21 protein-coding genes are annotated in these 20898 nt (G+C 68.7%); 11 read left to right on the top strand and 10 right to left on the bottom strand.

What is annotated here, in order from left to right:
* The first annotated feature begins 6 nt into the window (after positions 1-6).
* Positions 7-807 carry a phosphotransferase gene (locus tag ABD255_RS04155; RefSeq protein WP_344209898.1) on the top strand — a complete coding sequence of 267 codons (801 nt, stop codon included), beginning with the start codon at positions 7-9 and terminating at the stop codon, positions 805-807.
* 15 nt (positions 808-822) lie between these two features.
* Positions 823-1422, top strand: coding sequence for a uridine kinase family protein (locus ABD255_RS04160; RefSeq protein ID WP_344209900.1), 600 nt, complete (start codon positions 823-825; stop codon positions 1420-1422).
* A gap of 180 nt (positions 1423-1602) precedes the next feature.
* On the opposite strand, the gene ABD255_RS04165 is transcribed toward ABD255_RS04160, so the two are convergent.
* From ABD255_RS04165 to ABD255_RS04190, 6 genes are all read right to left on the bottom strand, one after another.
* Complete coding sequence (locus tag ABD255_RS04165; RefSeq protein ID WP_344209904.1) at positions 1603-2880, bottom strand: thymidine phosphorylase; 1278 nt, start codon at positions 2878-2880, stop codon at positions 1603-1605.
* Positions 2880-3290, bottom strand: a complete 411-nt coding sequence (locus ABD255_RS04170) for a cytidine deaminase (RefSeq protein ID WP_425554378.1) — start codon at positions 3288-3290, stop codon at positions 2880-2882. Before ABD255_RS04170 ends, ABD255_RS04165 begins: the two co-directional genes overlap by 1 nt.
* Positions 3268-4575: an ABC transporter permease gene (locus ABD255_RS04175; protein ID WP_344209909.1), complete on the bottom strand. Its 1308-nt coding sequence runs from the start codon at positions 4573-4575 to the stop codon at positions 3268-3270. The genes ABD255_RS04170 and ABD255_RS04175 overlap by 23 nt, the downstream gene beginning before the upstream one ends.
* Positions 4572-5795 carry an ABC transporter permease gene (locus ABD255_RS04180; RefSeq protein ID WP_344209911.1) on the bottom strand — a complete coding sequence of 408 codons (1224 nt, stop codon included), beginning with the start codon at positions 5793-5795 and terminating at the stop codon, positions 4572-4574. The genes ABD255_RS04175 and ABD255_RS04180 overlap by 4 nt, the downstream gene beginning before the upstream one ends.
* On the bottom strand, positions 5796-7346 hold the full coding sequence (locus tag ABD255_RS04185) for an ABC transporter ATP-binding protein (protein ID WP_344209913.1): 1551 nt from the start codon (positions 7344-7346) through the stop codon (positions 5796-5798). It abuts the gene before it with no gap.
* 96 nt (positions 7347-7442) lie between these two features.
* Entirely contained in the window at positions 7443-8519 is a 1077-nt protein-coding gene (locus ABD255_RS04190; RefSeq protein WP_344209915.1) for a BMP family lipoprotein, read from the bottom strand.
* A gap of 237 nt (positions 8520-8756) precedes the next feature.
* Here ABD255_RS04190 and ABD255_RS04195 point away from each other — a divergent pair, with 237 nt between their 5' ends.
* Positions 8757-9944, top strand: a complete 1188-nt coding sequence (locus tag ABD255_RS04195; protein WP_344209918.1) for an amidohydrolase — start codon at positions 8757-8759, stop codon at positions 9942-9944.
* On the opposite strand, the gene ABD255_RS04200 is transcribed toward ABD255_RS04195, so the two are convergent.
* Together ABD255_RS04200 and ABD255_RS04205 are read right to left on the bottom strand one after the other, a co-directional pair.
* Complete coding sequence (locus ABD255_RS04200; protein WP_344209920.1) at positions 9941-11521, bottom strand: acyl-CoA mutase large subunit family protein; 1581 nt, start codon at positions 11519-11521, stop codon at positions 9941-9943. The genes ABD255_RS04195 and ABD255_RS04200 overlap by 4 nt on opposite strands.
* A 79-nt stretch (positions 11522-11600) precedes the next feature.
* Positions 11601-12365 carry a DUF4253 domain-containing protein gene (locus ABD255_RS04205; RefSeq protein ID WP_344209922.1) on the bottom strand — a complete coding sequence of 255 codons (765 nt, stop codon included), beginning with the start codon at positions 12363-12365 and terminating at the stop codon, positions 11601-11603.
* A 122-nt stretch (positions 12366-12487) separates the two neighbouring features.
* Here ABD255_RS04205 and ABD255_RS04210 point away from each other — a divergent pair, with 122 nt between their 5' ends.
* The gene (locus tag ABD255_RS04210) at positions 12488-13633 is read left to right on the top strand and encodes a glycosyltransferase family 4 protein (RefSeq protein ID WP_344209924.1); all 1146 of its coding nucleotides are present in this window, start codon (positions 12488-12490) and stop codon (positions 13631-13633) included.
* The gene (locus ABD255_RS04215; protein ID WP_344209926.1) at positions 13630-14781 is read left to right on the top strand and encodes a glycosyltransferase; all 1152 of its coding nucleotides are present in this window, start codon (positions 13630-13632) and stop codon (positions 14779-14781) included. The genes ABD255_RS04210 and ABD255_RS04215 overlap by 4 nt, the downstream gene beginning before the upstream one ends.
* Positions 14782-14797: 16 nt before the next feature.
* On the opposite strand, the gene ABD255_RS04220 is transcribed toward ABD255_RS04215, so the two are convergent.
* Positions 14798-15619 (bottom strand): MBL fold metallo-hydrolase, encoded by an 822-nt coding sequence (locus ABD255_RS04220; protein WP_344209928.1) that lies wholly within the window; start codon positions 15617-15619, stop codon positions 14798-14800.
* 406 nt (positions 15620-16025) lie between these two features.
* Between ABD255_RS04220 and sdhC the strand changes: the two genes are divergently transcribed.
* The 5 genes from sdhC to ABD255_RS04245 all read left to right on the top strand — a co-directional run bounded on the left by sdhC (position 16026) and on the right by ABD255_RS04245 (position 19786).
* Positions 16026-16403 (top strand): succinate dehydrogenase, cytochrome b556 subunit, encoded by a 378-nt coding sequence (sdhC, locus tag ABD255_RS04225; protein ID WP_344209930.1) that lies wholly within the window; start codon positions 16026-16028, stop codon positions 16401-16403.
* A 231-nt stretch (positions 16404-16634) separates the two neighbouring features.
* A complete protein-coding gene (locus ABD255_RS04230) occupies positions 16635-17099 on the top strand; it encodes a succinate dehydrogenase hydrophobic membrane anchor subunit (protein ID WP_344209932.1) in 465 nt (154 codons plus the stop codon).
* Positions 17100-17111: 12 nt separating this feature from the next.
* Positions 17112-18854: a succinate dehydrogenase flavoprotein subunit gene (gene sdhA / locus ABD255_RS04235; protein ID WP_344209934.1), complete on the top strand. Its 1743-nt coding sequence runs from the start codon at positions 17112-17114 to the stop codon at positions 18852-18854.
* Complete coding sequence (locus tag ABD255_RS04240) at positions 18854-19558, top strand: succinate dehydrogenase iron-sulfur subunit (protein WP_344209936.1); 705 nt, start codon at positions 18854-18856, stop codon at positions 19556-19558. The genes sdhA and ABD255_RS04240 overlap by 1 nt, the downstream gene beginning before the upstream one ends.
* Positions 19559-19621: 63 nt before the next feature.
* Complete coding sequence (locus ABD255_RS04245; protein ID WP_344209938.1) at positions 19622-19786, top strand: hypothetical protein; 165 nt, start codon at positions 19622-19624, stop codon at positions 19784-19786.
* On the opposite strand, the gene ABD255_RS04250 is transcribed toward ABD255_RS04245, so the two are convergent.
* Complete coding sequence (locus ABD255_RS04250; protein WP_344209940.1) at positions 19783-20214, bottom strand: DUF2000 family protein; 432 nt, start codon at positions 20212-20214, stop codon at positions 19783-19785. The genes ABD255_RS04245 and ABD255_RS04250 overlap by 4 nt on opposite strands.
* A 50-nt stretch (positions 20215-20264) precedes the next feature.
* On the opposite strand from ABD255_RS04250, the gene ABD255_RS04255 reads away from it, so the two are divergent.
* Positions 20265-20894, top strand: a complete 630-nt coding sequence (locus ABD255_RS04255) for a class I SAM-dependent methyltransferase (protein WP_344209942.1) — start codon at positions 20265-20267, stop codon at positions 20892-20894.
* Positions 20895-20898 lie beyond the last annotated feature (4 nt).

The following is a 20898-nucleotide window of genomic DNA, read 5'->3' on the forward strand; positions in this document are numbered from 1 at the left end:
ACCGCGATGCCAGAGGTCGAATCCCTCCTGCTCGGCGGCACCGCCAACCGCGGGCTGGTGGTGCGGGTCGGCGACACCGTACGCCGCCCGCTGCGCTCGAGCGGCCCCGCAGTCCACGCGTTGCTCCAGCACCTCGAGCGGGTCGGGTTCAGCGCCGGATCCTCCGGTGCGCCGAACTTCCTCGGCGTCGACGAGCAGGGGCGCGAGGTCCTGTCGTACCTGCCGGGCGAGACCGTGACAGCGCCGTACCCGGCCTGGTCGATGACCGATGAGGCGCTCGACAGCGTGGCCCACCTCCTCAAGCGGTACCACGAGGCGGTGCGAGGATTCGCCGGCGACGACCTACCGTGGGCCGAGCCGGTGCCGGCGGCCTACGCCGAAGGTCTGGTCAGCCACAACGACCCGAACCTCGACAACATCGTCTTCCGCGACGGCGTGGCCGTGGCCCTGATCGACTTCGACCTGGCCGGCCCGGGCTCCGCGCTCTGGGACGTCGCCACCGCGATCCGCCTGTGGGCACCGCTGCGCCCCGACCCCGATATCGGCGACCCGCGAAGGGGCCGCACCCTGACCCGCCTGCGCCGCTTCGCCGACGCCTACGACCTCACCGAACCCGACCGCCTCCGCCTGGTCGACGCCGCCGCCGAGAACCACGTCTGGTGCATGGACTACGTCCGCCGGGGCGCCGAGTCCGGCCACCCCTGGTTCCACCAGCGCTGGACCACCGGCGAAGCCGAGCTGACCACCCGCACCAACCACTGGTTCAGCACCCATCGCACCGCCCTGCAGGAGGCACTGCTGCGGTAGAGGAGAATGCGTGCGGTGAGTGCGCGTGTGGTTTTGCTGGCCGGGCCGTCGGGGACCGGGAAGTCCCATCTGGCCGAGTTGGTCGGACTTCCGGTGGTGCGGCTGGATGACTTCTATCGGGACGGCGACGACGCCGCGATGCCGCGGTCGCCGTTGGGGATCGTGGACTGGGATCACCCGGGGTCGTGGGATGCCGACCGGGCGGTGGCCGCGTTGCAGCATTTGTGCGCGACGGGTGAGGCGGACATGCCGATCTACGACATCTCCGTGGACGGGACGGTCGGGCATCGGCCGGTGGTGACGGGAGGGGTACCGCTGGTGATTGCCGAGGGCATCTTCGCGGACCAGATCGTCGGGGCGTTGCGGGACCGCGGGCTGCTGGCGGCGGCGATCTGCGTGCGGCACCACCGGGTGGTCACCTTCCTGCGGCGGTTCCAGCGGGATCTTCGCGAGCACCGGAAGCCGCCGTTCACCCTGCTGCGGCGGGGATTGCTGCTGCTGAAGGACGACCCGCGGGTGGTGAAGCGGTGTCTGGACGCCGGATGTGAACCGTTGCACCCGAAGGCCGCCCGGCGCCGGATCGCGCACCTTCTGGATGCCGCGAAGGCCGCCTGACCCGAACTGTCGGCCGGGACTTGCCTGGCGTTCACTTTCGTCTGATGGGCTCACGGCGTACTTCCCTGAGCCTGCGGAGGAATCGTGAGGCGTGTCCCGCTCGGTGTTGCCGCTGTGGCGTGCGTCGGGCTGCTGGGACTGACCGGCCGCGGGTGGCTATTCGAAGGTCGTACTGCGTACTCAGGCGGTGATGCGGTCGATGACCAACGGCGTCGGGGTGTAGGAGTCGGAGATCTGGACGGCGTTCTCCAGGGACTCCAGGGCGCGGTCGAAGCGGGTGGTGTCGTCGGCGTGGAGGGTTAGGACGGGCTGGCCCTCGGTTACCTGGTCGCCTGGTTTGGCGTGGAGTTCCACGCCTGCGACGGCGGAGACCGGGTCCTCCTTGCGGGCGCGGCCGGCGCCGAGGCGCCAGGCTGCTACGCCGACGGCTAGGGCGTCCAGGCCGGACAGTACTCCGGTGGAGGTCGCCTTCACGACGTGCTGCTCCGGGGCCACCGGTAGCTCGGCGTCAGGGTCCCCGCCCTGGGCGGAGATCATCCGACGCCAGGCGTCCATCGCAGTACCGTCGCGGAGCTTCTCGGCTGGGTCGACGTCCGTGACGCCGGCCGCGGCGAGCATCTCGACCGCGAGGGCTACGGTCAGTTCGACGACGTCGGCGGGACCGCCACCGGCCAGGACCTCGACGGATTCCCTGACCTCCAAGGCATTTCCGGCGGTCAGGCCGAGCGGAGTCGACATGTCGGTGAGCAGGGCAACGGTCTTCACACCCGCATCCGTGCCTAGGGCAACCATCGTGGACGCCAGCTCGCGGGCGTCCGCCAGGTCCTTCATGAACGCACCGGTGCCGACCTTCACGTCCAGCACCAGCGCGCCGGTGCCCTCGGCGATCTTCTTGCTCATGATCGAGCTGGCGATCAGCGGGATCGCCTCGACCGTACCGGTCACGTCGCGCAGCGCGTACAGCTTCTTGTCGGCCGGCGCCAGCCCGTCGCCGGCCGCGCAGATCACCGCGCCGACGTCCTCGAGCTGCCGCATCATCTCGTCGTTGGACAGCGCCGCCCGCCAGCCGGGGATCGACTCGAGCTTGTCCAGCGTGCCGCCGGTGTGCCCGAGGCCGCGCCCGGACAGCTGCGGTACCGCGACGCCGCAGGCCGCCACCAGCGGAGCCAGCGGCAGGGTGATCTTGTCGCCGACGCCACCGGTGGAGTGCTTGTCGGCGGTCGGGCGGGACAGCTTGGCGAAGTCCATCCGCTCACCGGAGGCGATCATCGCCGCGGTCCAGCGGGCGATCTCCCGCCGGTTCATCCCGTTCAGCAGGATCGCCATCGCCAGCGACGACATCTGCTCGTCGGCGACCTCGCCCTTGGTGTAGGCGTCGATCACCCAGTCGATCTGGCCGTCGCTCAGCTCACCCTTGTCCCGCTTGGTGCGGATCACGTCGACGGCGTCGAAACTCATCAATCCTCCAGGTTTTCTGGCCCGAAGGCCTCAGGCAGCAGCTCACGCAGGGGCCGGCTGCCGGTGGTGGACTCCACCTGAAGGTTCGGTCCGCCGTGTTCGTGCAGCAGTTGACGGCAGCGGCCGCACGGGGTGAGCAGTTGCTCGTTGTGGTCCACGCAGGTGAACGCGACCAACCGGCCACCGCCGCCGGCATGCAGCTCGGAAACGACACCGCACTCGGCGCACAGGGTCAGCCCGTAGGACGCGTTCTCGACGTTGCACCCGGCAACGATCCGGCCGTCGTCGACCAACGCCGCCGCCCCGACCGGGAACCCGGAGTACGGCGCGTAGGCACGACGCATCGCCGCGACAGCGGCAGCCCGCAGCGCCGGCCAGTCGACCTGCTCATTCGGTGACGTAGGGCTCACCATCCGCCTTCGGAGCTCTGACCCGGCCGACCAGGCCGGCCACCGCGATCACGGTCGCCAGGTAGGGCGCCATCAGCAGCAGTTCGCCGGGGATCGGGGTCTGGATGATCTGCAACTGGGACTGCAACTGGGTGGCGAAGCCGAAGAACAGCGCGGCCACCATCGCCCCGATCGGGTGCCAGCGGCCCATGATCAACGCGGCCAGCGCGATGAACCCGTTGCCCGCGGTCATCTCCTTGCTGAACGATCCCGCGTAGCCGACGGTGAAGAACGCGCCGCCGAGACCGGCGAGCACGCCTGCCCACAGCACGGCGGAGTACCGGACTCGCTTCACCTTGATGCCGACGGTGTCCGCCGCCTTCGGGTGCTCGCCGACCGCGCGGACGCGCAGACCCCAGCGGGTCTGGAACAGCACGAACGTGACCAGCGCGACCGCGATGTAGGTCAGGTAGACCAGGATCGTCTGGTTGAACAGGATCGGCCCGAAGAACGGGATGTCGCCCAGCCCGGGGATCTTCACCGCCGAGAGCACGTCCGGCGTGTTCAGGTTCTGCGCGTCCTCCTGGAGGAACTGGTCGAACAGATACCCGGTGATGCCGGAGGCGAAGACCACCAGGACCACGCCGAGGACCACCTGATTGACCAGGTACTTGATCGAGAACACGGCCAGCAGCGCGGCCATCAGGACACCGGTCAGCGCGGCGGCGATCAGGGCCGCGGTCGCGCTGCCCGTAGTACTGGCGACGACGGCGGCGGTGAAGGCACCGACCAGGAACTGGCCCTCGATCGCGATGTTGATGACACCGGCGCGCTCACACAGCACACCGGCCAGCGCGCCCAGAATCAGCGGGGTGGCGAAGTTCAGCGTGCCCTGGAACTGGTTGGCCAGCGGGAAGGTCTTGCCCGCCGCGGCCCAGCACAGGAACGCCCCGATGAAGCAAACCCCCAGTACTGCGGCCAGCCAGCCCGCGTACTTCGTCGGCACCCGGCGCAGCACGTACGCCACGGCAGCCAGCAGACCCAGGGCGCCGAGCAGGATCGCCACCGGCTGAGCCGGTACGCCGACCAGGTTGTTCTCCAGGTCGCCGGACACCAGTTGGAAGGTGGCCTTGCCGCTGTTCGTCGCGAACGCCAGGGCGAGCCCGATCAGCGCGAACACCACCATCAGGCCGCCGACCCGCAGCCGCCGAGTCCGTTCGGCCGGAGCCTCGATCGAGGCCGGGGCCGGGGCGAGCACCGACTTCGGGCCCTCGGGCGTCCCCGCCGTCTTGGTCGTCTGGCTCATCCGTTCCAGCCTTTCGCGAGGATGGCGCCGACGCCGCGTTCCTTCGGCAGGAACCGGAAGATCGAGCGCACCAGTGCCGGAGCGGCGACGAACAACACGATCGTTGCCTGCAGCACGGTGGTCAGGGTGTTCGGGGTCTGGGTCTGCAACTGCATCTGCAGACCGCCCGCGTTCAGCGCGCCGAAGAGCAGGCCCGCCAGCACGGTGCCGAGCGGAGTACCGCGGCCCAGCAGGGCGACGGTGATCGCGTCGAACCCGACCGAGGCGGCCACGCCGTCAGTCAGGGGCAGATCGGTGCCGAGCACCTGCTGGGTCCCGGCCAGGCCGGCCAGCGCACCCGCGACCACCATGGCGATGAAGTAGGCCCGGCCCACGCTCATGCCCGCGGTACGGGAGGCGTCGGCGTTGGCGCCGACGGCGCGAAGTTCGAAGCCGACGGTCGAACGGTTCAGCAACCACCAGACGAACCCGGCCGCCAGCAGCGCGAGCAGGAAGCCCAGGTGCAGCCGGGTGTCACCGAACTGCGGGTACTGCGCGTTCGGGTCGACGATCGGGCTGATCGGGTCCTCGCGGCCGGGGCGCTTGAAGGTCGATGTCGTCAGCAACCACTGCAGCAGGTAGATGGCGACGTAGTTGAGCATGATCGTGACGATCACCTCGTGCGCGCCGGTGCGGGCCTTCAGCAGGCCGACCACGCCACCCCAGATCGCGCCGCCGATCAGGCCGGCCAGGATCGCGACGATCAGATGGATCCCCGGCGGCAGGTGCCAGGCGAACCCGACCCACGCGGCCAGGATCGCGCCGATGATCAGTTGGCCCTGGGCGCCGATGTTGAACAGGCCGGTCCGGAACGCCAGCGAGACGGCCAGACCGCCACAGATCAGCGGAGTCGCCTGGGTCAGGGACTCGCTGATCGGGCTGAGCCCGCCCAGTGCGCCGACGGCCAGCGCCTTGTAGGCCTCGCCGACCGCGGAGAACGCCGCCGAGAAGGTGTCCATCGGCGCGGCCCCGAAATAGCCGACCGCTGCCTTCACCTGGTCGTCGCCGACGATGATCAGCACGGCGCCGACGACCAGCGCCAGCACGATCGCGCTCAGCGAGACCAGACCCTGGACCGCCCAGTTCGGCAGGCTCGAACCCCGCGGCTGTTTCGCCGGCGCGGCCGGCCCGGCCGGTGCGGTCGAGCCGTCGGCCGGCCCGGTGGTGGTGTCGTTGCTCATCTAGATGGTTCCCAACGTGGTCGGGTTCTCGATCGCGACTTCGTGCGCCTCGGTCCGGGAGGCGCCGGCCATCATCAGGCCGAGCTCGTCGCGAGGCGTGTCGGACGGTACGACGCCGACCACCTTGCCGCGGTACATCACCGCGACCCGGTCGGACAGCGCGGCGATCTCGTCGAGTTCGGTCGACACGATCAGCACCGCGGTGCCGTTGTCGCGCTCCTTGACGATCCGGGTGTGCAGGAACTCGATCGAGCCGACGTCGACGCCGCGGGTCGGCTGCGAGGCGACCAGCAGCTTCAGCGGCCGGGACAGCTCGCGGGCCAGCACGACCTTCTGCTGGTTGCCGCCGGACAGCGACGAGACGGGCAGATCGATGCCCTGGGTGCGGATGTCGAACTCCTCCACCCGGGCCTCGGCGTTCTTCTCGATCTCCTCGGTCCGCAGCGCCAGGCCGTTGCCGAACGGCTCGCGGCGGAACAGGTCCAGCACCAGGTTCTCGGCGACGCTGAACGCGCCGACGAAGCCGTCGTGGCCGCGGTCCTCCGGCACGTAGCCGATGCCGGCGTCCAGCCGCTGCCGGGTGGACACCCCGGTCAGGTCCCGGCCGTCCAGCGAGACCTTGCCGGCCGCGATCGGGGTCAACCCGAGCAGGGCTTCGGCGAGCTCGGTCTGACCGTTGCCCTGGACCCCGGCCACGGCGAGGATCTCGCCCGCACGGACCTCCAGGTCCACCCCGTCGACGGCGGTGAACCCGCGCTCGTCGATCACGGTGAGGCCTTCGATCCGCAGTACGGCTTCGCCGGGCTGGGCGGGTTCCTTGTCGACGACGAGGTCGACCGCGCGGCCGACCATCAGCTCGGCGAGCTCCTCCTCGGACGCGGACGGCTCGGCGCTGCCGACCACCTTGCCGCGGCGGATCACGGTGATCTTGTCCGCGATCGCCTTGACCTCTTTGAGCTTGTGGGTGATGAAGACGATCGAGGTGCCGTTCTCCTTGAGCTGGCGCATCACCGCGATCAACTCGTCGATCTCGGCCGGGGTCAGCACCGCGGTCGGCTCGTCCAGGATCAGCACCCGGGCGTCGTTGGTGAGCGCCTTGATGATCTCCACCCGCTGCTGCACGCCGACGGCGATGTCCTCGACCAGCGCCTCGGGGTCGACCTCGAAGCCGTACCGCTGGGACAGCTCGGTGACCAGCGCGTTCGCCTTCTTGCGGTCCAGCACGCCACCGGGGTGGGTGTTCTCCCGGCCGAGCATGATGTTCTCCGCGACGGTGAACACCGGGACCAGCATGAAGTGCTGGTGCACCATGCCGATACCGTGCTTGATCGCGTCGCTGGGCGAGGTGATCGCGACCTTCTCGCCGTCGATCACGATCTCGCCGGAGTCGGGCTGCAGCAGCCCGTAGAGCATGTTCATCAGGGTGCTCTTGCCGGCGCCGTTCTCGCCGAGCAGGCAGTGGATCTCCCCCGGCTCGATCACCAGGTCGATGTGGTCGTTGGCGACCAGCGAGCCGAAGCTCTTGGTCAGCCCCGAAAGCTCTAGGTGCATGCGGGCAGCCTTCCCTCAGACGGCGAGCCAGGAAGGCGGACCCGGTGGGGTCTGCGCCTTCCTGGCTCGCACCGTACTACGCGGTTGTGTCGTGGCTCAGGAAGCCTTCGGCTGCGCCTTCGACGCGATCGTGATCTTGCCCGCGATGATGTCGGCCTTCAGCTGGTCCAGTTCGGTCTTCAGCTCGGCCGGGACCTTGCTGTCGAACTCGTGGAACGGCGCCAGCGAGGTGCCGCCGTTCTCCAGCGTGCCGATGAACTGCGAGTTGTCGAACTTGTTGTCGACCACCGAGACGATCGCGTCCTGGACGGCGACGTCCATGCCCTTCTTCACGCTGCTGATCAGCACCGAGCAGTACTCCGCGGCGCTCTCGCAGCCGTCGGTGTCGACCCAGATCGCGTTGACCTTGCCCGCGCTGGCCTTGGCCGCCTGCAGACCGCCCAGTCCGGCCGGACCGGCCACCGGGAAGATGATGTCGGCGCCCTGGGTGATCAGGTTCTGGGCGGTGTTCTGGCCCTTCGCCTTGTCCTCGAAGTCACCGGTGAACAGGCCGGCCTGCTTCGCGTCGTCCCAGCCGAGCACCTGGACGTTCTTGCTCTTCTGCTTGTTGTAGTGCCGCACGCCCTCGGCGAAGCCGTCCATGAAGATGGTCACCGGCGGGATCTTGATGCCGCCGTAGGTGCCGACCTTGCCCGTGGTGGACATCCCGGCGGCGAGGTAGCCGGCCTGGAAGCTGGACTGCGCGGTGTTGAAGCCGAGCGGCTTGACGTTGGCGATCGGCTTGGCCGGGGCCGAGTCGACGATCGCGAACTTGATGTCCGGGTTCGCCGCGGCGGCCTTGTCGGTGGCGTCCTCGAGCTTGAAGCCGACCGAGATGATCACGTTGCACTTGGCCGTCACCATGGCGGTCATGTTGGTCGGGTAGTCGTTGTCCGACTTCGACTCCGCCTTGACCTCCTGCAGGCCCTTGGCCTTCACCGCGGCCTGGAGACCGGCGTACGACGTCTGGTTGAACGACTTGTCGTCGAAGCCACCCGAGTCGGAGACCATACAGGCCTTGAAGTCCTTGTTGGCGCCCCCGGCAGCGGCATCGTCAGCCGGCTTGCTGCCACAAGCGGCGACGGCGAGCGTCAGTGCGCCCACGATCGCCAGTCCCCGCACGTACTTCTTCACCGGACGTCTCCTTTGTCGAACCAGTTCTGTTCGCGGCACGCCTTGCCAGCGCCGCATCCGCAGACTATAGGGGCCACTCGGCCTTCTTTGAACGGTGCAAGGGCCTCGATACCGGAAAGTGACCGGCGTGAGAAGCATTGCAACGAAAACTCTGCTGACGGCCCCAGTCCGATCACGCACAGTGACATTCGGCGGGGGCTGCGCGGCTCGATCAGCACGGTAAGAGAGAATCGCGGGATGACGACTTCGCACAGCCTCCTGTTCGCCGACGTGAAAGCCCGCGTCGACGAACTACGGCAGGAGGCGATCGCGATTCGCCGCGATCTGCACGCCCACCCCGAACTCGGCTGGCACGAGGTCCGTACGACGGAGTTCCTCGAGCGCAGGTTGACCGCTGCCGGGCTGTCGCCGCGGGTGCTCCCCACGGGGACCGGTCTGATCTGCGACATCGGCTCGGGTGACACCTGTGTGGCGTTGCGCGCGGACATCGACGCGCTGCCGGTCCCGGACGCGGTGGACTCCACCTGGCGCTCCACGATCGACGGGGTCGCGCACGCATGCGGCCACGACGTCCACACCGCCGCGCTGCTCGGAGCGGGCCTTGTACTCGCGGGGATGGCGCGCGACCGGTTGCTCGACCGGCGGGTGCGGCTGATCTTCCAGCCGGCCGAGGAGGTGATGCCGGGTGGTGCGCTCGGGGTCATCGCCGCCGGCGGGCTCGAAGGCGTGCACCGGATCTACGGGCTGCACTGCGATCCCAGGCTGCAGGTCGGGCAGGTCGGCCTCCGGGTCGGCGCGCTCACGGCCGCGGCCGACCGGATCCTGGTGCGGCTGACCGGGCCGGGTGGACACACCTCGAGGCCGCACCTGACCGGAGACCTGGTCTACGCCCTGGCCACCCTGGTCACGGAACTTCCGGCCGCGCTGTCCCGCCGGGTCGACCCGCGGTCAGGCATGTCGCTCGTCTGGGGACGGATCACCTCAGGATCCGCGGCGAACGCGATCCCGGCCCGCGGCGAGGCCGAGGGCACGCTGCGCTGCCTGGACGTGAGCGCCTGGCGGCTGGTGGCCGGGTTGATCCCGACGCTCGCGGAACAACTCGCCTCGCCGTACGGGGTCGAGGTGGACACCGAGGTCACCCACGGGGTGCCGCCGGTGATGAACGACGCGAAGGCGATCGAGGTCTTCCGCTCGGCCGTGGACCAGTCGCTGGGCCGGGACGCCGTCGCAGCGACGGACCAGAGCCTGGGCGGCGAAGACTTCGCCTGGTACCTGGAGCACGTGCCGGGCGCGATGGCACGCCTCGGAGTACGGCCTGTCGGGCAGGAGAAGGCAGCAGACCTGCACACCCCCGAATTCGAACCCTCCGAGGACGCCATCGCCCTCGGCATCACGGTCCTGGCTACTACCGCCCTGCTGGACTAGAAGGTGTCGGCAGGAACGTAGACGCCCCAGACCGCGCGGAGGGCGTTGCAGACCTCGCCGACGGTGGCTCGGGCCTTGAGGGCTTCCTTCATCGGGTAGAGGCAGTTGTTGTTGCCTCGGGCAGCGTTCTGCAGGTCGGCGAGTGCCTTGTCGACGGCCGCCTGGTCGCGCTCGGCGCGGAGCTTGGCGAGGCGCTCGACCTGCTGCGCCTCGATCGCCGGGTCCACCCGGAGCGGCTCGTACGGCTCCTCCTCGGCGACCTTGTACTTGTTCAGCCCGACGACGACCCGCTCGGCCGAGTCGATCTCCTGCGCGATCCGGTACGCCGACCGCTCGATCTCCTGCTTCTGGAAGCCCTTCTCGATGGCCGCGACGGCACCACCGAACTCCTCCACCCGGTCCATCAACTCGCGCGCGGCGGCTTCCACCTCGTCGGTGAGCGACTCGACCACGTACGAGCCGGCGAACGGGTCAACGGTCGCGGTGATGTCGGTCTCGTAGGCGAGCACCTGCTGGGTCCGCAGCGCCAGCCGGGCCGCCTTCTCGGTCGGCAGCGCGATCGCCTCGTCGTAGGAGTTGGTGTGCAGCGACTGGGTGCCGCCGAGCACGGCGGCGAGGCCCTGGATCGCGACCCGGACGAGGTTCACCTCGGGCTGCTGGGCGGTCAACTGCACTCCAGCGGTCTGGGTGTGGAACCGCAGCATCAGCGACTTCGGGTTCTTGGCGCCGAACTCGTCGCGCATCACCTGCGCCCAGATCCGCCGGGCCGCACGGAACTTCGCGACCTCTTCGAGCAAGGTGGTCCGGGAGACGAAGAAGAACGAGAGCCGCGGCGCGAAGGTGTCCACGTCCAGGCCGGCCGCGACCGCCGTACGGACGTATTCGATGCCGTCGGCAAGGGTGAAGGCGATCTCCTGCGCGGGCGTGGCTCCCGCCTCGGCCATGTGGTAGCCGGAGATCGAGATGGTGTTCCAGCGCGGCAGTTCGGTCTGGCAATACGCGAAGATGTCGCTGATCAGCCGCAGCGACTCCTTCGGCGGATAGATGTAGGTGCCGCGGGCGATGTACTCCTTGAGTACGTCGTTCTGGATCGTGCCGGTGAGCTTGTCACCGGAGACGCCCTGCTCCTCGGCGACCAGTTGGTAGAGCAGCAACAGCACCGAGCCGGGCGCGTTGATGGTCATCGAGGTGGACACCTGGTCCAGCGGGATCCGGTCGAACAGCAGCCGCATGTCGTCGATCGAGTCGATCGCCACGCCGACCTTGCCGACCTCGCCGTGGGCGATCTCGGCGTCGGAGTCGTAGCCCATCTGGGTCGGCAGGTCGAAGGCCACGGACAGGCCCATCGTGCCGGCGTCGATCAGCTGGTGGTAGCGCTGGTTGGACTCCGCGGCGGTGCCGAACCCGGCGTACTGGCGCATCGTCCAGGGCCGCTGGGTGTACATCGTCGGGTACACACCCCGGGTGAACGGGTACTCCCCGGGAACGCCCAGCTTCTCGGCCGGGTCGAACCCGTCGAGCCGTTCGGGCCCATACACGGGCTCGAAATCCCAGCCGGACTCGGTTTGATGGCTCATCCCTCCACGGTAGAGGGACCACGCCTCCACTGGTATGCACCGACCGGGTGACATCGCGCACGGCGACGTGACCGCGATCTCAGTCCCACCAGAAGGACCACGTGTTCGCTGCTTGGACAGACTCGGCGTACGCCTGCAGGGTGCCGGCGCCCTGCTCCACGTTGTCGGGGCAGAAGGCGGCGTGCTCGGCGGCGACCCGCAGCGCATGCTCCGGCGTCACCGCCGGTGCCGCCACGCTCAGGTCCATCGTGTCGAACCCGAGCCGCACCAGCCGTACGCCGAACCGCTCCTCCCAACTGCGCAGGACCGCGAGCAGCGGAGCCACCTGGTTGGACAGGTTCATCTGGCCGCTCCAGCCGACCACGGCCGGGAGGTCCGCAGTACGGTCGGCCGGCGCGAGCAGCAGGCGCGAGTCCGGGCCGAGGTCGAGCTCACCGGCGAACCACTCGGCGGCCGCGGACGCCGCCGCCATCGGCTCGCCTGGATCGGCGAGGCCCGGGAACTCCTGGTCGAACGGCGCAAAGTCCTCGAACGCCTCGGTGCCGAAGACCTCTTCCTCGCCGTCGACCGGCGTCATCATCTCGGTCCAGATCTCCCGCAGCACGGTGGCGGCGTCGTACCCGTCGATGTCGGCCACCGGCTCCGGCGACAGCCCTTCGGTCCACGCCTGCGCGTCGGTGATCACCGGCCAGAGCCCGGTCCGGGGCTGCGCCGCGAGCAACCGCCGGTACAGGCCGGCATCGGGCGGGCCGTCGCTCAGCCAGAACAGCGGCGGGCCACCGGCGCCGACCAGGCGACCGGGCGGCAGATCGGCGGGCAGGGCGGCAGTCAGGTCAGCGGGCACGGCAAATCCTCCCACTCGTCATCGCCGGGTCATCTGCTTGCTGCTGATTCCTCGTCTGCTCCTCCACCCGCTGTCACAGAGGTGTCGCCGAGGGTTCACGCGCGGTCGGGAACCTCCGGAGTGTGCGCATAGTGATGGTCGCCGAGTCCTTCCTGCCGCAGATCAATGGCGTGGCGAACACGGTTCGCCACGTCGCCGACCGGCTGCTGGCCCGCGGGCACCAGTTGCTGATCATCGCCGCCGGTCCTGGGCCTGACAGCTACCTGGGCGTCCGGGTGATCCGGGCTCGCAGCTTTGGGATTCCTGGCTACAAAGAGGTTCCGGTCGGGCTGCCCGATCCCGCGATCGAACGGGCGATGGCCGCCTTCCAGCCGGATCTCGTTCACCTGGCGTCTCCTTTCATTCTTGGGGCTTACGGGTTGCGCAGCGCGCGCCGGCTCGGGTTGCCGACGGTTGCCGTGTTCCAGACGGACCTCGCGGGGTTCGCACGGCAGTACCCCTGGTTCGCGAAGGCGGATCGCGGCATCCAGACCTGGGTCCGGCGGGTCCACTCGCGGGCCGACCGGACTCTCGCGCCTTCGTCGGCGTCGGTGGCGCAACTGGTCCAGGCTGGTGTTCCGCGGGTTCACCACTGGGGGCGTGGCGTGAACCTCGAGCTCTTCGATCCGTCGAACCGCGACGAGCGGTGGCGCCGGGAGATCTCGCCCGACGGCAAGCCGATCGTGGGGTACGTCGGCCGGCTCGCGGCGGAGAAGAAGGTACGGCGGCTCGCCGAGCTGGCCGAGCTCGACTGTCAGGTGGTGGTCGTGGGCGACGGGCCGGATCGTGCGGCGCTGCAGAATTCGTTGCCTGGGGCTACCTTCCTCGGGATGCGGCGGGGCGCGGACCTGGCGTCGATCTTCGCCGGGCTGGATGTGTTCGTGCATACGGGTGAGCACGAGACGTTCTGCCAGACCATCCAGGAGGCGCAGGCTTCCGGCGTGGCGACGGTGGGACCGGCCGCGGGTGGGCCGCTCGATCTGATCCGGCCGGGTGAGAACGGTCTGCTCTTCGAGCCTGGGTTGCCGGGGTCGCTCCGCGCGGCGGTCTCGGTTCTGCTCGATCATCCTGACGAACGCGCCTCGATGGCGGCTGACGGTTTGCGCCGGGTTCAGAGCAGGACTTGGCCCGTGGTGGTTGATGAGCTGGTGGACCGGCACTACACCGAAGTACTGGATGCTGCTGGCTCGGCGGCCACCCGTACGACGAAGCTCCGGCGGGCCGCATGACGTCCTTCCCCGGAACCCGGATCGCCCAGCTCGCGAACTTCGTCGGACCGACCTCCGGCGGGATGCGGACGGCGATCGAACACCTCGGCCAGGGGTACTGCGCCGCCGGTGCCGAGCGGATCCTGATCATCCCCGGCGAACGCGACAGCGTCACCGAGACCGGGGCCGGCACAGTGGTCCGGATGAAGGCCCCGAAGGTGGGCGGCGGGTACCGGCTGATCACCGATCCGTGGCGGGTGATCGACACACTCGAACGGTTCCGCCCCACCACGGTGGAGATCTCGGACAAGTCCACGTTGTTGCCGGTGGCAAGGTGGGCCAGGCGCAACGACATCGGCTCGGTGCTCTTCAGCCACGAGCGGCTGGACGCGATGCTGTCCCTGCGGACCGCCCGGCCGGGGCGGTTAGGTGGCGAAGGACCTCAGTACCGCCAGCTCGGCGTCGCCGCCGGCGTCGGCGCGCTCTACAAACTGCTGAGCCGCACATACGACGCCGTGGTGGTCACGTCCCGCTACGCGGCAGCCGAGTTCGACGAGGTCACCACACCGCTGGTTCGGATCCCGCTCGGCGTCGACCTGGACACCTTCCATCCGTCCCTCGCCACCCCCGCCGACGACGGCGTACTCAAGCTCGTGCACGCGGGCCGGCTCTCCCGAGAGAAGAGCCCGCACCTCGCGGTAGCCACCGCGGCCGAACTCCACCGCCGCGGAGTACGCATGCGGCTGGACGTCTACGGCTCCGGCCCGCACCTGGACGAACTAGTCGCCATCGCCGGCTCCGCCCCGGTCACCTTCCACGGCTACGTAGACGGCCGGAGAACCCTCGCCCGGCACCTAGCCGAGGCCGACATCGCCCTCTCCGTCTGCCCGGGCGAAACCTTCGGCCTAGCCGTCCTAGAAGCCCTAGCCGCCGGCACCCCAGTAGTAACCGCCAACACCGGCGGCGCCAGAGAACTAGTCACCACCTCCTGCGGCCGCTGGGCCCGGCCCACCCCCGAGGCGCTGGCGGACGCAGTACTAGCCCTCGCCCAACTCCCCAACCGCAGAGCCGCGGCCCGCGAACGAGCCGAGCTCTACGACTGGAACACCTGCATCCAGCACATGCTCACCCTCCACACCCGCCTCGCCTCGAGCCGCCTCGCGGCCTAGTGTCCGACTCACCGCACTAGGTGAGGTGGTCGTAGTCGCCGCGGGTCCAGGCGGCGTGGCGGGCGGCGGAGCGGTGGACTACGGACTTGGCGTCGGTGGGGATGGAGGCGCCGAAGTTGTTGTAGAGGCGGTCATAGTCGAAGACGTCGAGGGAGCGGGCGACCCGCTCGACGACCGGGCCGGACAGTGGGATGCGGTTGGGGTAGCTGCGCATGAAGCTGACCGAGGTGCGGTCGGGGTTGGCGAAGATGGTGTCGCCGGACAGGATGACGCCCTTGCCGTCGGCGCCTTCGGACCAGTGGGTCACCGCGCTGCCGGGGAAGTGGCCGCCGGGCTGGATCACAGTGATGCCCGGGAGCGGGGTCAGCTTGCCTGACCAGGTCTGGATCACCGGGTCCTGCCGGGCGACCCACTCGGCGTCCGCCTCGGAGACGTACACCGGTACTCCGCCGAGCCGGTGACTCCACTCGACCTGTACGCCGTACATGTGCGGGTGGCTCGCGATGATCGCGGCGACCTCGCCCAACTCCCGGACCCGGCGTACGGCGTCGTCGTCGACGTAGCCGATCGGGTCCCAGAGCAGGTTGCCCTTGGCTGTCTGCACCAGCATCGCCTGCTGGCCGATCCCGGTGGGCGGCTCCGACGTGACGCCGTACAGGCCGGGCTCGACCTCCTTGATGCTGACCGTCGTACCCGCCGCGGTCATCTCCTCCAGCGTCGTCCAGCGCTGACCGTCGGCGGGCACCCACTGGCGCTCGTCGGCGCAGATCGCGCACACCCCGACCTGCTCGGAATGCTCGACCGCACAGGTCTCGCAGATCCAGAAACTCACAGTCATCCCCTCTCATCTGTCGACAATCCCCACGCTAGTGTCCTCAGGACACTAGGCCCGGTCAGGTCCTCCGCCATGGGCCAATCCGGCCCCATCCGCGGGGTCCACCGAAGCCTCGGCGCTCAAGTGCGGTTGAAGTCAACAGGCCGGTCCGCGGACCGCCCGAGTGGTGTGACGAGACCGTCACCGGCGGCATCGGCGGCGCTGTGCCGGCGCTCAGCCGGCCGAAACGGAGCAGCCTCCGAGAGCGATGTCACACGGCAGCGGGCCAGAACGGGCGCACCGCAGCGATAGCATCAAGAACGGCCTGGTTCCCTTCCAGGCCGAGCCGATCGCGGCCCCTTTGCTGAACTGACGCCCCGGAGTCGCCGCGTTCACCGGCTCTGGTCTGTCGTCCGATCGGAGGATCGGTTTGCCCAGCAAACCCATCGGGACCCTCTACCGCGGTCACGAAGGCATGTGGTCGTGGGTAGGGCACCGGATCACCGGCGTCGGGATCTTCTTCTTCCTCCTGGTGCACGTGCTCGACACCGCGCTCGTCCGGGTCTCGCCGGAGGCCTACAACGAGGTGATCGGCACCTACAAGAACCCGATCGTCGGACTGATGGAGGTCGGGCTGGTCGGCGCCATCCTGTTCCACGCCTTCAACGGCATCCGGCTGATCCTGGTCGACTTCTGGGCCAAGGGCCCGCGCAACCAGCGCAAGATGATGATCGGCGTCGGGATCGTCTGGGTCGTCCTGTTCGTGCCGTTTGTGATCCGGCACCTGATGCACGTGTTCGGAGGCTGAGTCAATGCCTCGCCTCCGGCTCGGAGGGTCATCGGGCTTTGCCTCCCGGTCTTACCTCGTCGCTCCAGTCGCTGTGCTTTTGGCCGCGCCTCCGGCGCGGCGGGTCATGGGGCTTGAACTCCCGGTCTTACCTCGTCGCTCCAGTCGCTTCGCTCCCTCCACTCCTCAGTCCAGACCGGGAGGCCCCATGACCGGGCTCCCTCCACTCCTCAGTCCAGACCGGGAGGCCCGATGACCACGCCTGAAATCGCTCGGCCGCGTTCCTCCAGTCCGGCCCGCTCGCTCAAGGGCGGCGGCCGGAACCGGTCCGGCCAGACCAACTTCGAGCTGTACAGCTGGCTGTTCATGCGGCTGTCCGGCCTCGCCCTGGTGGTGCTGGTGCTCGGCCACCTGTTCGTCAACCTGATGCTGGGCGGCGGGATCACCGCGCTCGACTTCGCCTTCGTGGCCGGCAAGTGGGCCAATCCGCTCTGGCAGGTCTGGGACCTGCTGATGCTGTGGCTGGCGATGCTGCACGGCACCAACGGGATGCGCACGATCATCAACGACTACGCCGAGAAGGACCAGAGCCGGTTCTGGCTGAAGGCGCTGCTGATCACCGCCTCGATCGTGATCGTCGTGCTCGGCACCCTGGTCATCTTCACCTTCGACCCCTGCCTCGACCCCAGCTCCACGCTGTCGGTCTGCAGCAAGTAAGGACAGTTCACCATGCAGCGCCATCAGTACGACGTCGTCATCGTCGGCGCGGGCGGAGCGGGGATGCGCGCCGCCCTGGAGTCCAGCAAGCGGACCCGGACCGCGGTGCTCACCAAGCTCTACCCGACCCGGTCCCACACCGGCGCGGCCCAGGGCGGCATGTGCGCCGCGCTGGCCAACGTCGAGGAGGACAACTGGGAGTGGCACACCTTCGACACGGTCAAGGGCGGCGACTTCCTGGTCGACCAGGACGCGGCCGAGGTGATGTGCCGCGAGGCCGTCGACGCGGTGCTCGACCTGGAGAAGATGGGCCTGCCGTTCAACCGGACGGCCGAGGGCAAGATCGACCAGCGCTTCTTCGGCGGCCACACCCGCAACCACGGTGAGGCCGTGGTCCGGCGGTCCTGCTTCGCGGCCGACCGCACCGGCCACATGATCCTGCAGACGCTCTACCAGCAGTGCATCAAGCAGAACGTCGAGTTCTTCAACGAGTTCTACGTGCTCGACCTGCTGATGGTGGCCGGCCGGGCCACCGGCGTGGTCGCGTACGAACTGGCCACCGGCGAGCTGCACATCTTCTCGGCCAAGTCGATCGTGTTCGCCTCCGGCGGCTTCGGCAAGGTGTTCCGGACCACCTCGAACGCGCACACCCTGACCGGCGACGGGATGGGCATCGTCTGGCGCAAGGGCCTGCCGCTGGAGGACATGGAGTTCTTCCAGTTCCACCCGACCGGCCTGGCCGGGCTCGGCGTGCTGCTGTCCGAGGCCGCTCGCGGCGAGGGCGGCATCCTGCGGAACAAGGACAACGAGCGGTTCATGGAGCGCTACGCGCCGACCGTGAAGGACCTGGCGCCGCGGGACATGGTGGCCCGGGCGATGGCGAACGAAGTACGCGAAGGCCGTGGCTGTGGCCCGGACGGCGCGTACGTGATGCTCGACCTGACCCACCTGGAGCCCGCGCACATCGACGCGAAGCTGCCGGACATCACCGAGTTCGCCCGGACCTACCTCGGCGTCGAGCCGTACACCGAGCAGATCCCGGTGTTCCCGACCGCGCACTACGCGATGGGCGGCATCCCGACCAACATCAAGGGCGAGGCGCTGGCCAACAACGACGACGTCATCCCCGGCCTGTACGCCGCCGGCGAGGTCGCCTGCGTCTCCGTGCACGGCGCGAACCGGCTCGGCACGAACTCGCTGCTCGACATCAACGTGTTCGGCCGGCGGGCCGGGATCGCCGCGGCGGAGTACGCGGCGACCGCCGACTTCGAGGAACTGCCGGCCGGGCCGGAGCAGTTCGTGGTGGACCTGATCGAGGGGATGCGGACCGCGACCGGGCACGAGCGGGTGGCGGCGATCCGCAACGACCTGCAGGCCACGATGGACCTGAACGCGCAGGTGTACCGGACCGAGGGCTCGCTGAAGCAGGCGCTGTCCGACATCGAGGCGCTCAAGCTGCGGTTCGCGAACGTGGCGGTGCAGGACAAGGGCAAGCGGTTCAACACCGACCTGCTCGAGGCGGTCGAACTCGGCTTCCTGATCGACCTGGCCGAGGTCCTGGTCGTCTCCGCGCTGGCCCGCAAGGAGTCCCGCGGCGGGCACTTCCGGGAGGACTACGACAAGCGCGACGACGTGAACTTCATGCGGCACACGATGGCCTACCGGTCGGTCGACGACGAGGGCACGGTGAACATCCGGCTGGACTACAAACCGGTCGTCCAGACTCGCTACAAGCCGATGGAGCGGAAGTACTGATGGACGTCAAGGTCAAGATCCTTCGGTACAACCCCGAGGTCGTCGACGAGGCCGAGTGGAAGACCTACTCGGTCACCCTGCAGCCGACCGACCGGGTGCTCGACGCGCTGCACAAGGTCAAGTGGGAGCAGGACGGCTCGCTGACGTTCCGGCGGTCCTGCGCCCACGGTGTCTGCGGCTCCGACGCGATGCGGATCAACGGCCGCAACCGGCTGGCCTGCAAGACGCTGATCAAGGACCTGAACCCGGAGAAGGAGATCACCGTCGAGCCGATCAAGGGCCTGCCGGTGCTCAAGGACCTGGTCGTCGACATGGAGCCGTTCTTCGACGCCTACCGCTCGGTGATGCCGTTCCTGGTCACCAGCGGCCACGAGCCGACCCGGGAGCGGATCCAGTCGCAGTCCGACCGGGACCGCTTCGACGACACCACCAAGTGCATCCTCTGCGCCGCCTGTACGACGTCCTGCCCGGTCTTCTGGTCCGACGGCCAGTACTTCGGCCCGCAGGCGATCGTCGGCGCGCACCGGTTCATCTTCGACAGCCGCGACGAGGGCACCGAGCAGCGGCTGGAGATCCTGAACGACAAGGAGGGCGTCTGGCGCTGCCGGACCACCTTCAACTGCACCGACGCCTGCCCCCGCGGCATCGAGGTCACCAAGGCCATCCAAGAGGTCAAGCGAGCCCTGATCTTCCGCCGCGTCTGACGCTGTCCGTCCTCGACGTCCCGAAGAACCCGCGGAGGTTCTTCGGGACGTTGTCGTTCGGGGATGCCGGGTGCAGGTGCGGCGTTCACCCCACCTGCCGACCTCGGTGAGCTGAACAGTGTCAACGGGTTCGTCTACGCGAGCAGGTATCCCGTGGACGGCAAGAACAGCCAGGCCATCACCAGCACCGATCGAGGCAAGACCTGGCAGTACTTCGAACCGCGCTAGGGGTGCATCCTGGCGCCCTTGAGGATCTTGTCCACTGCGTTCTTCGGGCCGTGCAGGGCCAGGCCGACCAAGTCGAGCTGGCCCTGCTGGACTGCCTTCACGGCGGCGCGGTTGTCGCGGTCGTTGCCGGTGGCAAATAGTTCCTGAGTGAAGACGGCGAGGGTGATCTCCCGGCTGAGGGCGCGCTGGTGGGCGGTGCTCATGAGTTCCTTGGTGCCCTCGAAGACGAGGACCGGCTGGCGGAACATCGGCTGGTACTGCGTACCGTCCGCGTCCTCGTACGGCTCCCCCACCAGCTCGGGTTGCGTCGCCGCGATGCCGCTGACCAGGAACGCCGTCACGTTCAACCGTTGCCAGGTGGCCAGGTCGTCTCGCAGCAACACCGCGATCTTGGTATCGAACCGGATCGGCTCATTCACGTTATCCACAAGACCAAATCTGCCTCCGCGAGGGGTTCCAGGTCTTGTACGTTCTAAACATGAACGACACCGCCCGCGCCCGGCGCGAGACCGATCTCGTCGCGTACTACGACAACGAGGTGCAGAACCGTGCCGATCGGGAGTTGCCGGCTCCTCGGGTCGAGCGGCGTACGGCGTACCTCGAGCAGCTGAAGCTCGAAGGGCTCCGAAGCGTCCTGGAGATCGGGTGTGGTCCAGGTCGGGACGCGCAGGCCTTCGCGGCGGCGGGTTTCGGCTATACAGGTGTCGATCTTGCGCCGGAGAGTGTGAGTGCCTGCCGGTCGCTCGGGCTCGAGGCTCAGGTTGCTTCCGTGCTGGAGTTGCCGTTCGACAGTTCCAGCTTCGACGCCGGCTGGACGATGAGCACGCTGCTGCACGTCGCTGACGAAGACCTCGACGCGGCGCTGACGGAGATCGTTCGCGTACTCCGCCCCGGCGCGCCGCTCGCGATCGGGCTGTGGGGAGATCAGGACGGCGGCGAGAGGCTGTGGGAGGACAGCTCCGGCTTCGGGCCGGCCCGCTTCTTCAGCATCCGCACCGACGACGCACTCCGCACCGCCCTACAGCGGCACGGAAACCTCGAGCAATGGGAGACCTGGCAGGACGGCACCTCGATGCACTACCAATGGGCGATCCTCCGCACTCCCTGAAACC

Origin of the sequence: Kribbella sancticallisti, assembly GCF_039530625.1 — a bacterium.
In the GTDB taxonomy this organism is placed as follows: domain Bacteria; phylum Actinomycetota; class Actinomycetes; order Propionibacteriales; family Kribbellaceae; genus Kribbella; species Kribbella sancticallisti.

Excerpts from the sequence above, each read along its gene's own strand:
- ABD255_RS04155 (WP_344209898.1), top strand. The coding sequence starts at position 7 with ATGCCAGAGGTCGAATCCCTCCTGCTCGGCGGCACCGCCAACCGCGGG.
- ABD255_RS04165 (WP_344209904.1), bottom strand. The coding sequence starts at position 2,880 with ATGAGTTTCGACGCCGTCGACGTGATCCGCACCAAGCGGGACAAGGGT.
- ABD255_RS04175 (WP_344209909.1), bottom strand. The coding sequence starts at position 4,575 with ATGAGCCAGACGACCAAGACGGCGGGGACGCCCGAGGGCCCGAAGTCG.
- ABD255_RS04180 (WP_344209911.1), bottom strand. The coding sequence starts at position 5,795 with ATGAGCAACGACACCACCACCGGGCCGGCCGACGGCTCGACCGCACCG.
- ABD255_RS04185 (WP_344209913.1), bottom strand. The coding sequence starts at position 7,346 with ATGCACCTAGAGCTTTCGGGGCTGACCAAGAGCTTCGGCTCGCTGGTC.
- ABD255_RS04195 (WP_344209918.1), top strand. The coding sequence starts at position 8,757 with ATGACGACTTCGCACAGCCTCCTGTTCGCCGACGTGAAAGCCCGCGTC.
- ABD255_RS04200 (WP_344209920.1), bottom strand. The coding sequence starts at position 11,521 with ATGAGCCATCAAACCGAGTCCGGCTGGGATTTCGAGCCCGTGTATGGG.
- ABD255_RS04215 (WP_344209926.1), top strand. The coding sequence starts at position 13,630 with ATGACGTCCTTCCCCGGAACCCGGATCGCCCAGCTCGCGAACTTCGTC.
- ABD255_RS04220 (WP_344209928.1), bottom strand. The coding sequence starts at position 15,619 with ATGACTGTGAGTTTCTGGATCTGCGAGACCTGTGCGGTCGAGCATTCC.
- ABD255_RS04230 (WP_344209932.1), top strand. The coding sequence starts at position 16,635 with ATGACCACGCCTGAAATCGCTCGGCCGCGTTCCTCCAGTCCGGCCCGC.
- sdhA (WP_344209934.1), top strand. The coding sequence starts at position 17,112 with ATGCAGCGCCATCAGTACGACGTCGTCATCGTCGGCGCGGGCGGAGCG.
- ABD255_RS04240 (WP_344209936.1), top strand. The coding sequence starts at position 18,854 with ATGGACGTCAAGGTCAAGATCCTTCGGTACAACCCCGAGGTCGTCGAC.
- ABD255_RS04245 (WP_344209938.1), top strand. The coding sequence starts at position 19,622 with ATGCCGGGTGCAGGTGCGGCGTTCACCCCACCTGCCGACCTCGGTGAG.
- ABD255_RS04255 (WP_344209942.1), top strand. The coding sequence starts at position 20,265 with ATGAACGACACCGCCCGCGCCCGGCGCGAGACCGATCTCGTCGCGTAC.